Origin of the sequence: Ottowia beijingensis, assembly GCF_013423955.1 — a bacterium.
Taxonomy (GTDB): Bacteria; Pseudomonadota; Gammaproteobacteria; order Burkholderiales; family Burkholderiaceae_C; genus Ottowia; species Ottowia beijingensis.
In genome coordinates, this window is sequence record NZ_JACCKX010000001.1 from 953,852 (window position 1) to 968,394 (window position 14,543).

The following is a 14,543-nucleotide window of genomic DNA, read 5'->3' on the forward strand; positions in this document are numbered from 1 at the left end:
GGGCGCCACCGCGGGGCTGCTGGCGGGCACCGTGGGGCTCACGCTGTCGGGCGCGCCGTTCACCGTGCTGATCTACCTGGGCCTGAGCCTGACCGCGCTGGCGCTGCCCGGCCCCACGCACGCCAGCGGCGGCGCGCGCGCGCGCCCTGCTCACGCTGCTGGCCCTGTTGCTGCTGTGCCTGGGCCTGGGCTGGGCGCTCGAGCTGTTCCGCTGGCAGCTGGCGCCCTGGCGCACGCAGTGGACGGAATGGCGCTCGCTGTTCCAGCTGGGCCTGTGGTTCACCTGGCCCGCCTGGCCGCTGGTGCTGTGGACGCTGTGGCGCTGGCGCCGGCAGCTGGCCTCGCTGCGCCAGCAGCGCCACCTGGGCTTGCCGCTGGTCATCGCCAGCGTGCCGGTGCTGACCACGGTGGCCACGCTGGCCGGCGACCGCGCCCTGCTGCTGGCGCTGCCGGCGCTGGCGGCGCTGGCGGCGCTGGCGCTGCCCACGTTCCAGCGCAGCGTGGCCTCGCTGATCGACTGGTTCACGGTGCTGTTCTTCACCGGCTGGGCCATCGTCATCTGGGTGGTGTGGGTGGCCATGGAAACCGGCGTGCCCGCCAAGCCGGCGGCCAACGTGGCGCGGTTGGCGCCGGGCTTCGAGCCGGTGTTCCAGTGGCCGGCCTTCGTCGCCGCCATGGCCGGCACGCTGGCCTGGATCGCCCTGGCACGCTGGCGCACCGGGCGCCACCGCACCGCGCTGTGGAAGAGCCTGGTGCTGCCCGCCGCCGGCGCCACGCTGTGCTGGCTGCTGCTGATGACGCTGTGGCTGCCGGCGCTGGATTACGGCCGCAGCTTTGCGCCGCAGATGCGCGAGGTGCGCGCGCTGGTGGGCGATGCGCCCTGCGTGGAAGTGCACGGCCTGGGCGCGCCGCAGGTGGCGGCGGTGCGCTTTCACGGCGGCTGGCAGCCGACGCCGGCACGCGGACCGGTGCAGTGCCCGTGGCTGCTGGTCGACGTGGACGCGCAGGCCAGCCTGCCGGCCACCGTGACCATGGCCCACTGGCGCCTGGAAGAGCGCGTGCGCCGCCCCACCGACGACAACGAGAGCCTGATGGTGTTCCGCCGCGTGGTGACACCGTGAACTCCTTTATTGATAGCTGCCTGCGCTTGCCAGACGGTCGCTGGAGCCCGATTTGATGCCTGAAACCGGCGCATCGCCGCTGCTCCCGCCGTCGCGCGCTGCCGAGCTGCGCACCATCGGCAGCCATGCCGGCGTGGTGCTGGTCGGCCAGCTGGCGGTGATGGCCTTTGGCGTCACCGACACGGTGGTGGCGGGCCGCTATTCCGAAACCGCGCTGGCCGCGCTGGCCGTGGGCACGGCCGTCTACATCAGCGTCTACGTCGGCCTGATGGGCATCCTGCAGGCGTTGCTGCCGGTGTGGGCCGAGCTGCACGGCAGCCGGCGCAACGCCGCCGTGGGGCCGTCGGTGCGGCAGTCGCTGTACCTGTGCGCAGCCACCATCGTGGTCGGCATGGTGGCCCTGCTGTCACCCGGCCCGCTGCTCAACGCCGCCGGCGTGCCGGCCGAGCTGCAGGTGGAAGTGCGCCGCTACCTGGCGGTGCTGGCCTGGGCCCTGCCGCCGGCGCTGCTGTTTCGCCTTTACAGCACGCTGAACCAGAGCTGGGCAAGCCGCGCCTGGTGTCGGCGCTGCAGATCGGCTCGCTGGGGCTGAAGATTCCGCTGTCGGTGTGGTTCACCTTCGGCGGCGCCGGGCTGCCGGCGCAGGGCGCGGCCGGCTGCGCCTGGGCCACGCTGGTGGTCAATTACGCGCTGCTGGGCTTTGCGCTGTGGCTGCTGCTCACGCAGGGCTTCTACCGCCCCTACGCGCTGTGGCGCCGCATGGAGCGGCCCGACTGGCCGCAGCTCGGCGCCTTCCTGCGCCTGGGCATTCCGGCTGGGCTGGCGGTGCTGGTGGAGGTGTCGTCGTTCACCTTCATGGCGCTGTTCATCTCGCGCATGGGCACCACGGCAGCGGCGGGGCACCAGATCGCCTCCAACATGGCCGCCGTGCTGTACATGGTGCCGTTGGCGCTGGGCATTGCCACCAGCGCCCGCACCAGCTACTGGCTGGGTGCCGGGCAGCCGGGGCTGGCGCGGCGCGCCACCTGGCTGGGCCTGGGCAGCACCATGGCGCTGGCGGCAGTGATGGCCACGGCGCTGGCCCTGCTGGCGCGCCCGATCGCGGCGCTGTACGTCAGCCAGCCGGCCATCATCGCCGTGGCGGCGGGCCTGCTGGTGTGGGTGGCACTGTACCACCTGGGCGATGCGGTGCAGGCCGTGAGCCTGTTCGTGCTGCGCAGCTACCGCATCACGCTGTCGCCGCTGCTGATCTACGGCGTGTTCCTGTGGGGCCTGGGGCTGACGGGCGGCTACCGCTGGGCCTTCCACGGCCTGGGCGGCGTGCCGCGCTGGGCCGATCCGGGCGCCTTCTGGCTGGCCAGCGCGGGCTCGCTCGGGCTGGTGGCCCTGCTGTTCCTGGCGCTGCTGGTGCGCGTCACGCGGCGGCTGCCAGCGCGCTGACGGCCGCGGCCCCTGCGGGCAGCGGGCGCACGCGCGGCGGCGGAAACACCAGCGCGAAGGTCGAGCCCTTGCCCAGCTGGCTGCTCACCTGCAATTCACCGCCATGGCGCTGCGCCACGTGCTTGGTGATGGCCAACCCCAGCCCGGTGCCGCCGGATTCGCGCGAACGGCTGCGGTCGACGCGGTAGAAGCGCTCGCCCAGGCGCGGCACGTGCTCGGGCGCGATGCCGGGGCCGGTGTCGGTGACCGACAGGCGCGCGCCGCCGTCGGGCAGGCGCTCCCAGTGCACGTCGATGGTGCCGCCGGCCGGCGTGTAGCGCACGGCGTTGTTGATCAGGTTGGAGACGGCGCTGCGCAGCTCGCTGGCGGCGCCGGTCAGCTCGAACGGCGGCGGCGCGTCGAAGTACAGCCTCTGCGGCCGTGCGTCGTCGGGATGCAGCAGCTCGGACAGCCCGCGCGCCTCGTTCTCGCACTGGGCCATCAGCGCCCCCAGATCGACCACCTCGTTGACGCCGGGCAAGGGGCTGCCTTCGAGGCGCGACAGCAGCAGCAGGTCGTTCACCAGTGTCTGCATGCGCGCCGACTGCGCGGCCATCAGCTCCAGGTACTTGGCGCGCTCCGGCTCGGTCAGCGGCAGGCTCTGCATGGTCTCGACGAAGCCGGCCAGCACCGTCAGCGGGGTGCGGATCTCGTGCGACACGTTGGCCACGAAATCGCGCCGCATGGCGTCGGCCTGCGCCAGCGCGGTGATGTCGCGCGACAGCATCAGCTTGTGGCCGCTGCCGTAGGTGCAGCTGCACCGACAGCTTGACCGGCTGGCTGGCGGTGCCGCCGCGGCCGAACATCTTGACCTCGCGCTCGTAGTTGCGGCTGGCGTAGTAGGCGGCGAACGCCGGCTCGCGCACCAGGTTGCTCACGTGCTGCAGCAGGTCGCGCTGCGGATGGATGCCGAAATGCAGCCCGGCGATGTCGTTGCACCATTCGATGCGGCCTTCCGGGTCCAGCAGGATCACGCCATTGGGCGAGGCCTGGATGGCGGCCAGGAAATCGGTGAGGCGCTGGGCGCTGTCGCGCGCCTTCTGCTGTTCGGCCCGCAGCGCCCGGGCCGTGCGGTAGGACGCCTCGCCCCACAGGCCGCGCAGCACGGGCGGTGCGGAGGTATCGGGCTCGCGGCTCCAGTCGATGAAGCGCCGGCCGCACACCGAATCCACGCCCCAGACGATGGCCGCGCCCAGCACCACGCCGGCCAGCGCGCCCGGCCAGCCGAGCCACCCCCGCCGATCCCGCCGAGGACCAGCAGCGTCAGGATGAAGGAAAGAATCCGGAGGGCCATGATGAGGACCGCGTGCGCAACGCGGGCCCCACGATATCAGGAAGAGGTGGCCGCCTGCGCGCCCTGCAGTTGTGCCAGCGGCTGCGCCGTCAGGCGGTAGCCGGCGCCGCGCACGGTTTCGATCAGCACGCCGGCCACGCCCAGCGCCTCGCGCAGGCGCTTGACATGCACGTCCACCGTGCGCTCCTCGATGAAGACGTGGTCGCCCCACACCTTGTCGAGCAGCTGGCCGCGGCTGTGCACGCGCTCGGCGTTCTTCATGAAGTAGTGCAGCAGCTTGAACTCGGTCGGGCCCATCCTCAGCATCTGGCCGTCGTACGAGACGCGGTGCGTGGACGCATCCAGCAGCAGCGGCCCGATGGCCACCGAGCCGCCCACCTGCTCGGGCGCGCGGCGGCGCAGCACGGCGCGGATGCGCGCCAGCATCTCCTTGGTGGAGAAGGGCTTGATGATGTAGTCGTCGGCGCCGGCATCCAGCCCGGCCACGCGGTCGGCCTCGTCGCCGCGCGCGGTCAGCATCAGGATGGGTACGGCCTTGGTGCGCGGGTCCTTGCGCCATTTCTTGGCCAGCGACAGGCCGCTTTCGCCCGGCAGCATCCAGTCGAGCAGGATGACGTCGGGCAGCACGGCGTCCAGCTCGCGCTGGGCGGCTTCGCTGTCCATGGCCCAGGTGGGCTGGAAGCCGTTGTGCCGCAGGTTCACGGCGATCAGTTCTGCGATGGGCGCCTCATCCTCGACGATGAGGACGCGTGGCATGGTTCTCATTGCGTGATCGACTCCACGTGCTCCAGCGCGCTGTGGCGCACATCGGTGCCCTTGACGATGTAGATGATGAATTCGGCGATGTTCTTGGCATGGTCGCCGATGCGTTCGATGGCCTTGGCCAGGGTCAGCAGATCGAGGCTGGCCGATATGGTGCGCGGGTCTTCCATCATGTAGGTGATGAGCTTGCGCACGAAGCCGTCGAACTCCTCGTCGATGTGATCGTCGTCGCGGATGATGGCCACCGCGTCATCCACCGACAGGCGCGCGAAGGCATCCAGCGCCTTGCGCAGCTGCTCGCCGGCCAGGTCGGCGGCGTGGCGCAGTTCGGCCGTGGGCAGCACGCGCGCCTTGCCCGAATCGATGATGCGCTTGACCATGCGCGCGATCTTTGCGGCCTCGTCGCCCACGCGCTCCAGGTTGGCCGTGGTCTTGAGATCGCCAGCAGCAGGCGCAGGTCGATGGCCGTGGGCTGGCGGCGCGCGATGATGTTGGACAGCGCGCGGTCGATCTCCAGCTCCAGCGCGTTCACGCGCGCCTCCTCCTTTTCCACCTGGTCGGCCACCTCGACGCTGAACTCGGACAGCGCGTAGATCGCCTGCCTGATCTGCATCTCGACCAAGCCACCCAGTTCCAGCACGTTGGACGAAACGCTGTTGAGTTCGCTGTCGAACTGGCTGGACAAATGCTTGTCGTACATGGACACGTCTCCTGGTGTTGTCAGCCGAAGCGGCCCGTGATGTAGTCTTCGGTCTCTTTGCGTTTGGGCTTGAAGAACAGCTCTTCCGTGGCCCCGAATTCGATCAGCTCGCCCAGGTACATGTAGGCGGTGTAGTCGCTCACGCGCGCCGCCTGCTGCATGTTGTGCGTGACGATGGCGATGGTGTAGTCGCGCTTCAGTTCGTGCACCAGCTCTTCCACCTTGCCGGTGGAGATGGGGTCGAGCGCCGAGGTCGGCTCGTCCAGCAGCAGGATCGAGGGCTTCACGGCCACGCTGCGCGCGATGCACAGGCGCTGCTGCTGGCCGCCGGACAGCGACAGGCCATTCTGGCCCAGCTTGTCCTTGACCTCGTTCCACAGCGCGGCCTTCGACAGCGCCCACTCCACGCGCTCGTCCATGTCGGCCTTGTTCAGGTTCTCGTACAGGCGCACGCCGAAGGCGATGTTGTCGTAGATGGTCATCGGGAACGGCGTCGGCTTCTGAAACACCATGCCGACCTGGGCGCGCAGCAGGTTGACGTCAACGCTGGGGTCAAGTACGTTTTTGCCGTACAGCAGGATCTCGCCCACCGCGCGCTGGCCCGGGTACAGGCTGTACATGCGGTTGAGCGTGCGCAGCAGCGTCGACTTGCCGCAGCCCGACGGGCCGATGAACGCCGTCGCCTTGTGCTCCGGGATCGACAGGTTGACGTTCTTCAGGCCCTGGAATCCATTGCCGTAGAAGAAGTCGAGGTTCTTGATTTCCAGTGCCAGGCGCTCCTGGTCAAAACTGACGCCATTGCCGCGAATGCTGGCTTGCGGGACGCGGGTCGCAACTTCCATGATGAATCCTTGTTGAATTTTTAGGCGATACGGGCGGGCGCTCAGTGGCCGGCCGATTTTTCGCGGAAGAACACCCGCGCCACGATGTTGATGATCAGCACCGTCAGCGTGATCAGCAGCGCGCCGCCCCAGGCCAGGCGAATCCAGTTGTCGTACGGGCTCATGGCGAACTGGAAGATCACCACCGGCAGGTTGGCCATGGGCTGGCTCATGTTGGTGCTGAAGAACTGGTTGTTCAGCGCGGTGAACAGCAGCGGCGCGGTTTCGCCGCTGACGCGCGCAATCGCCAGCAGCAGGCCGGTGATGACGCCGCTCTTGGCTGCGCGCAGCGTGATCATGAGCGACACCTTCCAGCGCGGCGCGCCCAGGGCGGCGGCCGCCTCGCGCAGGCTGCCGGGCACCAGGCGCAGCATGTTTTCGGTCGTGCGCACCACCACCGGAATGGCGATCAGCGACAGCGCCAGCGAACCGGCAAAGCCCGAGAACTGGCCCATCGGCGCCACCAGGATGGCGTAGACGAACAGGCCCAGCACGATGGACGGCGCCGACAGCATGATGTCGGTGACGAAGCGGGTGAACTCGGCGGTCTTGCTCTCGTCGCCGTATTCGGCCAGGTAGATGCCGGCCAGGATGCCGACCGGGGTGGACACCAGCACCGTCAGGCCCAGCATCATCAGGCTGCCGACGATGGCGTTGCGCAGGCCACCGCCTTCGGAGCCCGGAGCCGGCGTGTCGCGCGTGAACATGTTCCAGTCGACCGCTGCAAGGCCCTTGCTGAGCAGCACGAACAAGATCCACAAGAGCACAACAAGGCCCAACGCCATGGCCGCCATCGAAAGTGCAAGCCCAATGGCGTTGGCGGACTTGCGCTTCTTGTAGAGCGCGCTTTCCAGTTTAATCGTCGCCATCTCAGGTCCCCTTGGCGCGCTCGGCGCGCAATATCATGATCTTGGCCAGCGCCAGTACGACGAACGTGATAACGAACAGTAGAAAGCCCAGTGCAAACAGCGTCGACAGATGCAAGTCGGCTGCCTCGCCAAACTCGTTGGCGAGCACCGAGGCAATCGATGTGCCAGGCGAGAAAAGCGACGTCGGCATACGGTTGGCATTACCGATCACAAAGGTGACGGCCATGGTCTCGCCAAGGGCGCGGCCCAGCCCCAGCATGATGCCGCCGATGACGCCCTTCTGCGTGTAGGGCAGCACCACCCTGCGCACAACCTCCCAAGTTGTGCAGCCCAGACCGTAGGCGGATTCACGCAGAATCGGCGGCACGATCTCGAACACGTCGCGCATCACGGCAGCGATGTAGGGCAGGATCATGAATGCCAGCACGATGCCGGCGGCCAGGATGCCCATGCCATTGATGGCGCCGCCGAACATCCAGCCGATCAGCGGCATGCCGCCCAGCAGGCTCTGCAGCGGTGTCTGGATGAAGTCGGCAAAGATCGGCGCGAACACGAACAGGCCGAACATGCCATAGATGATCGAAGGCACTGCCGCCAGCAGTTCAATGGCCGTACCCAGGGGACGCCGCAGCCACGTCGGGCAGTTTTCAGTTAGAAATAACGCGATGCCAAACGCTAGAGGCACCGCGATGAACAATGCGATGCTGGCACTCAACACCGTGCCCACGACCGCAATGGCAGCACCAAACTGCTCGTTGATGATGTCCCATTCGGCTGTCCAAAGAAACTTCAGGCCGAATGTCTTGAAGGTCGGCCATGCGTTCAGGAACAGGGATACGATAATCCCAAGCAGCGCCGCCAGCACGAGCAGCGAGAAAGCCTGCGTGCCGCGATGAAAAAGCACGTCCTGCCAACGCTGGCGGCGCGCGATGGCCACCATGCGGGGGCGATCAGGCTGGTTGCCTTGTCTGGCGAATGCGGCAGATTGTTGATGGACGTCATTCCCACGCTCATACAGTCCTCATCACGCTCATTATGGTTTGTGCGGCTTGAAATCGGCCCGGCAGGCACTGGCTGCGCCTGCCGGGCCGCGCTCTGAACCAGGCGTTACTTGGCGATCTGCGACCAGACCTTGGAGCGAATATCGTTCGTCAGACTGTCGGGCAGCGCAACATAGTCCAGCTCGGCCGCCATCTGCTTGCCGTTCTTGAACGCCCAGTCGAAGAACTTCAGCACTTCGGCGGACTGAGCCTTGTCGGTCGGCTGCTTGTACATCAGGATGAAGGACGCCGTCGACACCGGCCAGGACTTGTCGCCCTTGGCATCCACCATCGACACGCCCATGCCCGGCACGCTGAACCAGTCCACGCCCGCTGCTGCCGACGCGAACGCCTCATCGTCGGGGCTCACGTACTTGCCAGCCTTGTTCTGCAGCTGCATGAAGTTCATGTTGTTCTTTTAGCGTAGGCGTACTCCACATAACCGACAGAACCCTTGATGCGGTTGACGTTGGCGGCCACGCCCTCGTTGCCCTTGCCGCCGACCGACGTCGGGGCGGGCCATTTGACCGCGGCACCCCTGCCCACTTTGTCGGCGAAATCCTTGCTCACCGTGCTCAGGTAGTCGGTCCAGTTGAACGTGGTGCCCGATCCGTCAGCACGATGCACCACGGTGATGACTTGGTCTGGCAGGTTCTTGCCGGGGTTGAGGGCGGCGATTTTGGGGTCGTTCCATTTCGTGATATTGCCCAGGAACATGTCGGCAAGCACGGGGCCGGTGATGCGCAGCTCGCCCGGCTTGAAACCATCGAGGTTGATGACCGGAACGGTTCCGCCAATGATGGCCGGAAACTGCACCAAGCCGTCTTTATCCAGTTCTTCGCCTTTGAGCGGGGCATCGGTGGCACCAAATGCCACAGTCTTGGCACGGATCTGGCGAATGCCGCCGGACGAGCCGATCGACTGGTAGTTCAGGCCGGTGCCGGTTTCCTTCTTGTAGGCCTCGGCCCACTTGGCGTAGATCGGGTACGGAAAGGTCGCGCCGGCGCCCGTGATATCGGCCGCTAAGGCCGCGGTGCTGACGAAGGCGCCCAGCGCCGTGACGGCCAGGGCCTTGAGGAAGGTACGTTTCATGGAAAAAATCCTTGGTAGGGGTTAAGGCAGACAGGGCGACTGTATTTAGCCAATGTGACAACTTCGTGACATCACACAAGCACGCGACGGCGCCAGCGTGCCCCGTGGAATGCGCCACAATCGGCAGCGACTTCTTTGCGGCGCCACCAGGCGCCAGCCTCATCTATGCAATCCGGCACCCGTCTTGCGGCTGTGGACCTGGGCTCCAACAGCTTCCGTCTCGAAATCGCCCGCCTGGAGCTGGGACAGCTCCAGCGCATGGAATACCACAAGGAGACCGTGCGCCAGGGCGCGGGGCTGGACGCCGACCGTTGCCTGTCGCAGGACGCGATGCAACGCGGCTGGAACTGCCTGGCCCGTTTTGCCGAGCGGCTGGCCGGCTTTGCGCCCAACCAGGTGCGCGCGGTGGCCACGCAAACGCTGCGCGAGGCGCGCAACCGCGAGGAATTTCTCACCGTCGCGCAGCAGATCCTGGGCTTTCCGATCGACGTCATCGCCGGCCGCGAGGAGGCGCGCCTGATCTACCAGGGCGTGGCGCACATGCTGCCGCAGTCGGACGAGCGCCGCCTGGTGCTGGACATCGGCGGCCGCTCGACCGAGCTGATCATCGGCACCGAGTACACGCCGCACACCATGGAGTCGTACCGCGTGGGCAGCGTGGCCTGGTCGATGCGCTACTTTGCCGACCAGCAGCTGAATGCCAAGAACTTCGAGCGCGCCGAGATCGCCGCCAAGGCGGTGCTCGACGACGCCATCAGCACCCACGGGCGCAAGCACTGGGACGTGGCCTACGGCTGCTCGGGCACCGTGGGCGCGATCGCCGACACGCTGCTGCTGGCCGGGCGCACGTCCGAGCGCTACCTGATCACGCGCGAGGGCCTCGACTGGCTGCGCGACAAGCTGATCAAGGCCGGCCGCTTCGACGCCATCAAGCTCGAAGGCATCAAGGACGAGCGCAAGGCCGTCATCGGCGGCGGCCTGGCGGTGCTGCGTGCGCTGTTCGACTTGCTGGGCATCGAGCGCCTGCAGTACGCCTACGGCGCGCTGCGCCACGGCGCGCTGTACGACATGCTGGACCGCCAGCACCAGAAGACCGACGTGCGCGCCGCCGCCATCGAGGCGCTGGCCGCCAAGTTCAGCGCCGACAAGACGCAGGCCGAGCGCGTGGCGCGCACCGCGCTGCACCTGTTCAACCAGCTGGCGGTGGGGCTGAAGAAAAAGCAGCGCCCCGAGGCCGAGCGCCAGATCGAATGGGCCGCGCGCCTGCACGAGATCGGCTCGCGCATCTCGCACGCCGACTACCACAAGCACGGCGCCTACATCCTCGACCACGCCGACGTCTCGGGCTTCGCCATGCACGAGCTGCACGACCTGAGCCAACTGGTGCTGGGCCACCGTGGCAAGCTGCGCAAGCTGGAGGCGCGCTTCGGCCAGCCGCTGTTCATGCGCCAGCTGCTGGCGCTGCGGCTGGCCGTCATCCTGTGCCATGCGCGGCAGGACCCGGACTGCGTCGACATCCAGGTCAGCCCCGACGCCGAGCCGGCGCGCGGCTTCACCCTGAGCTGCCGCCCCGGCTGGGCCGAGGCCTGGCCGCAGTCGGCCCACCTGCTGCGCGAGGAAGTGGTGGCGTGGCAGAAGACGCCATGGGGTTTGCAGTTCGCCGCGCGGGACTGAGGCCCGCAACTGAACTTCCCAAGGGGAGTATGCACCTCTAGCGCCCGCCAGACGGGCGCTGGTGGATTGCATATGGGGAGTATCTGTTGCCTCAGCGCCGTAGACCCACTTTGGGTCCGGGCTTGCCCGCGATGCGGCGCGTCTGAACAGCAGGCGCTGTCATCGCGGGCAAGCCCCTTCCCACCAGCAGCTCGACGCGCCGCAGTGAATGGAAGCCGCACAGCCCACCAGGCCGGCGGCCCGCCCTCACAACCGCTCAATCGTGCTGCAGATACCAGCGCTTGAGCTGCGCGCGCTCGGCCTCGCCCACGCCCAGCGCGCGCGACAGGTAGGGCTGCACGCCGCCGTAGTCGGCGTCCACGGCGTGCAGCGCGGCGTCGAGGAACTCCTGCTGCACGCGCCACAGCACGTGCAGCACCTCGCGCGGCGCGCGGGCGTCGGGCAGCGCCGGCATGCGGTACAGGTCGTTGGTGAGCAGGTAGTCCTGCATCACCACGTCGCGCGGCACGTCCAGCGCCAGCAGGATCAGCGCGGCGGCGAAGCCGGTGCGGTCCTTGCCGGCGGTGCAGTGAAACACCAGCGGCGCGTCGCTGTCCAGCAGGTGCTGGAACAGCGCGGCAAAGCGCGCCGCGTTGTCGTGCACGAAGGCGCGGTAGGTCTCCTGCATCAGCTCCACCGTGTGCGCGGGCGTCACGGCCTTGCCGGCGTCCAGCAGGTCCTTCATGCGCTGCACCACCGTGGGCTCGATGGGCAGCGGATGCTGGGCCACGCCGGGCAGCTCGTAGGGCACGGCGGCGCGCTCGTCGCGGCCGCGAAAGTCGAACACGCGCGTGACGCCGAGCGACGTGAACACCTCGGCATCCTGGGGCGTCAGGGCCGCCAGGTGGTCGGAGCGGAACAGCCGCCGCCAGCGCACCGGGCGCGCGTCGGCGCCGGTGTAGCCGCCCAGGTCGCGGAAGTTGCTGGCACCGGCGAGCTTGAGGGAGCGATCAGGATCGGTAGACATGGGCGCATTGTGGGCCAAGCGCAGGTCGCACCGGCGCCGCACCCGGCGTCGCGCACTCGTCCTACAGCCGCCTGCGCGGGGCGGCCCAACAATCGCGTCACGCCATGCAGTGCAGCCGTGCCGCAGCGCCCTCTCGCCAGGGCCGGAAAGTGCATCAGGGCTTCAGGGAGAACAGCGGCTCGTGACCACCCCCGCATCCACCACGCAGACGACGGACGTGCCGGCCGCGCCGGGGCCGGAGCGCGACCGCGCCACCCTCGACGTCGCCTCGCAGACGGCCGAGGCGCTGTCGCGCCAGCCGCTGGTCAACGGGCTGGTGAGCGGGGCCGTCATCGTCGCCGCGCTGTACTTCGGGCGCGATCTGCTGGTGCCGCTGGCGTTGTCGATCCTGGTCGGCTTCGTGCTCGATCCGCTGGTGTCGTGGTTGAAGCGCCGCGGCGTGCCGCGGGCGCTGGCGGTGTTCATCGTCATGGCCACCACGCTGGTACTGCTGGCCGGCACCGCCTTCTTCATCGTCGGGCAGCTGCGCCAGCTGGGCAACAACCTGCCGAGCTACGAGCAGACCATCAACCGCAAGCTGCGCAACTTCGGCGACATGATGCGCCAGCCCGGCCTGCTGGACCAGTATTCGCGCGTGGTCACCAAGGTCGAGCGCGAGATCGACCAGGCGCAGCGCCAGGCCGAGCCGCCCAAGCCCGCCGCCGAGCGGCCGCAGCGCGTGGAGATCGTCGGCCAGAGCGTGCGCCCGGCCGAGCGGGTGAAGCGCTGGGTCGACAGCTTTGCCACGCCGGTGGTGATGATCGGCATCGTCATCGTGTTCGTGTTCCTGATCCTGCTGGACAAGGGCGACCTGCGCGACCGCGCGCTGCGGCTATTGGGCAGCAACCTGCACCGCACCACCGACGCGCTGAACGAGGCGGCGCGCCGCGTGAGCAAGTACCTGGGCATGCAGCTGATCGTGAACGCCACCTACGGCATTCCGATGGCGCTGGGGCTGCTGCTGATCGGCGTGCCGGGCGCGCTGGTGTGGGGCCTGCTGGCGGCGATGCTGCGCTTCGTGCCCTACGTGGGGCCGATCATCGGCGCGGTGTTCCCGCTCACGCTGGCCTTCGCGGTTGACCCCGGCTGGGACATGGTGCTGTGGGCGCTGGCGCTGATCGTGACGCTGGAAGTCATCAGCAACAACGTCATCGAACCCTGGCTGTACGGCGCCACCACCGGCCTGTCCACGCTGTCGCTGATCCTGGCGGCGATGTTCTGGACCGCCATCTGGGGGCCGATCGGCCTGATCCTGTCGACGCCGATCACCGTGGTGCTGCTGGTGCTGGGCCACCACCTGCCGCAACTGCAGTTCCTGGAGGTGCTGCTGGGCAGCGAACGCGCGCTGGACGAGCCCACGCGCCTGCACCAGCGCCTGCTGGCGGGCGACGTGGAGGAAGCCGTCGACCTGGCGATCCAGCACGCCGACGCCGAATCGCCCCGGCACTTCTACGACGAGGTCGGCCTGGGCGCGCTGCGCCTGGCCACCAGCGCGCACGGCACGGTGGCCACGGCCGAGCACCGGCACCGCGTGATCTCGGGCATGGACCAAGTGATCGACGAACTGCGCGACCAGCACCCCCGCCGCCCGAGCTGCCGGTGCGCGTGGCCTGCCTAGGCGGGCGCTGGGCGGTGGACGCGCTGGCCGCCGACATGGCCGCGCACACGCTGGCGCTGGAAGGCATCGGCAGCCGCGCGGTGCAGGTCAGCGTGATGTCGGCCGACTACTTCGCCCAGCTCGACCTGCAGGATGCCGAGGTGCTGGTGCTGTGCTACCTCACGCACGACCCGACCACGCTGGCCAAGTACTTCGTGCGCCGCCTGCGCCGCCGCTGGCCCGACGTGCAGGTGATCCTGGCGGCCCTGAACTACCTGCCCGACCACCCGGAGGCCGACATCGCCACGCTGGTGGGCGCCGACGCGCTGGTCACCTCGTTCGACGAGCTGGTGGCGCAGGCACAGAGCCGGCTCGTCAACACCGCCGACGACGCGCCCTACACCCCGGCACCGCTGCCGGGCAACGAAGCCGAGCGCCTGCAGGCGCTGCGCGATAGCGGCGTGCTGGCACCGGCGCTGCGCGGGCGGCTCGACGCCATCGCCAAGCGCGCGGCCGACACCTTCGACTGCGCCATGGCGCAGGTGTCGCTGGTCGACGAGCAATGGCAGCTCACCCACGGCGACGCCAGCGCCGCCGGCCGGCCCGATGACGGCGCGCCGGAGCAAGGCACGCCGCGTGCGCTGTCGCTGTGCGGCCATGTGGTGGCCGACGGCGAGCCGCTGGTGGTGCCCGACGTGGCGCGCGACCCGCGCTTTGCCGCCAACCCGGTGCTGAAGGAGCGCGGCATCCGCTTCTACGCCGGCGCGCCGCTGCGCACGCGCGAGGGGCAGGTGCTGGGCACGCTGTGCCTGCTCGACACGCAACCGCGCACCCTGTCGCCGCGCGACGTGATGCTGCTGCAGAACATGGCCGACGACGTGATGCGCGCCGTGCGGCAGCAGCAGAAGCAGCGCGATGGCGGCGTGGCGGACGAGGGGCCGGCGCTGGCGCTGCCGTGACGGGCGCCGGGAGCGGTTTCAAACATTTTC

10 protein-coding genes and 3 pseudogenes are annotated in these 14,543 nt (G+C 68.6%); 5 read left to right on the top strand and 8 right to left on the bottom strand.

Annotation, left to right across the window (positions count from 1 at the left end; all coding sequences use genetic code 11):
- The first annotated feature begins 167 nt into the window (after nt 1–167).
- Both H0I39_RS21645 and H0I39_RS04805 read left to right on the top strand, forming a co-directional pair.
- Complete coding sequence (locus tag H0I39_RS21645) at nt 168–1,121, top strand: hypothetical protein (RefSeq protein ID WP_257645625.1); 954 nt, start codon at nt 168–170, stop codon at nt 1,119–1,121.
- A 55-nt stretch (nt 1,122–1,176) separates the two neighbouring features.
- Nucleotides 1,177–2,561, top strand: a pseudogene (locus H0I39_RS04805) (MATE family efflux transporter).
- On the opposite strand, the gene H0I39_RS04810 reads toward H0I39_RS04805, so the two are convergent.
- From H0I39_RS04810 to pstS, 7 genes and pseudogenes are all read right to left on the bottom strand, one after another.
- Nucleotides 2,536–3,327 (bottom strand): ATP-binding protein, encoded by a 792-nt coding sequence (locus H0I39_RS04810; RefSeq protein WP_307776774.1) that lies wholly within the window; start codon nt 3,325–3,327, stop codon nt 2,536–2,538. The pseudogene H0I39_RS04805 and the gene H0I39_RS04810 sit on opposite strands and share 26 nt — an antisense overlap.
- 603 nt (nt 3,328–3,930) lie before the next feature.
- Nucleotides 3,931–4,659 carry a phosphate regulon transcriptional regulator PhoB gene (gene phoB / locus H0I39_RS04815; RefSeq protein WP_180549749.1) on the bottom strand — a complete coding sequence of 243 codons (729 nt, stop codon included), beginning with the start codon at nt 4,657–4,659 and terminating at the stop codon, nt 3,931–3,933.
- Nucleotides 4,656–5,356 (bottom strand): annotated as a pseudogene (phoU, locus tag H0I39_RS04820) (phosphate signaling complex protein PhoU). The gene phoB and the pseudogene phoU overlap by 4 nt, the downstream one beginning before the upstream one ends.
- Before the next feature lie 20 nt (nt 5,357–5,376).
- Complete coding sequence (gene pstB, locus H0I39_RS04825) at nt 5,377–6,198, bottom strand: phosphate ABC transporter ATP-binding protein PstB (RefSeq protein WP_180549750.1); 822 nt, start codon at nt 6,196–6,198, stop codon at nt 5,377–5,379.
- A 41-nt stretch (nt 6,199–6,239) separates the two neighbouring features.
- The gene (gene pstA, locus H0I39_RS04830) at nt 6,240–7,106 is read right to left on the bottom strand and encodes a phosphate ABC transporter permease PstA (RefSeq protein WP_180549751.1); all 867 of its coding nucleotides are present in this window, start codon (nt 7,104–7,106) and stop codon (nt 6,240–6,242) included.
- Nucleotide 7,107: 1 nt separating this feature from the next.
- Nucleotides 7,108–8,046: a phosphate ABC transporter permease subunit PstC gene (pstC, locus tag H0I39_RS04835; protein ID WP_180549752.1), complete on the bottom strand. Its 939-nt coding sequence runs from the start codon at nt 8,044–8,046 to the stop codon at nt 7,108–7,110.
- Nucleotides 8,047–8,213: 167 nt separating this feature from the next.
- Nucleotides 8,214–9,238: pseudogene (gene pstS / locus H0I39_RS04840) on the bottom strand (phosphate ABC transporter substrate-binding protein PstS).
- A gap of 165 nt (nt 9,239–9,403) precedes the next feature.
- Here pstS and H0I39_RS04845 point away from each other — a divergent pair.
- Nucleotides 9,404–10,912, top strand: coding sequence for a Ppx/GppA phosphatase family protein (locus tag H0I39_RS04845; RefSeq protein ID WP_180549753.1), 1,509 nt, complete (start codon nt 9,404–9,406; stop codon nt 10,910–10,912).
- Nucleotides 10,913–11,168: 256 nt separating this feature from the next.
- Here the strand turns inward: H0I39_RS04845 and H0I39_RS04850 are convergent, their stop codons facing one another.
- Complete coding sequence (locus tag H0I39_RS04850) at nt 11,169–11,918, bottom strand: tyrosine-protein phosphatase (RefSeq protein ID WP_180549754.1); 750 nt, start codon at nt 11,916–11,918, stop codon at nt 11,169–11,171.
- 181 nt (nt 11,919–12,099) lie between these two features.
- Between H0I39_RS04850 and H0I39_RS04855 the strand changes: the two genes are divergently transcribed.
- Nucleotides 12,100–13,575, top strand: a complete 1,476-nt coding sequence (locus tag H0I39_RS04855; protein ID WP_180549755.1) for an AI-2E family transporter — start codon at nt 12,100–12,102, stop codon at nt 13,573–13,575.
- Nucleotides 13,563–14,513 (top strand): GAF domain-containing protein, encoded by a 951-nt coding sequence (locus H0I39_RS04860; protein WP_180549756.1) that lies wholly within the window; start codon nt 13,563–13,565, stop codon nt 14,511–14,513. The genes H0I39_RS04855 and H0I39_RS04860 overlap by 13 nt, the downstream gene beginning before the upstream one ends.
- Nucleotides 14,514–14,543 lie beyond the last annotated feature (30 nt).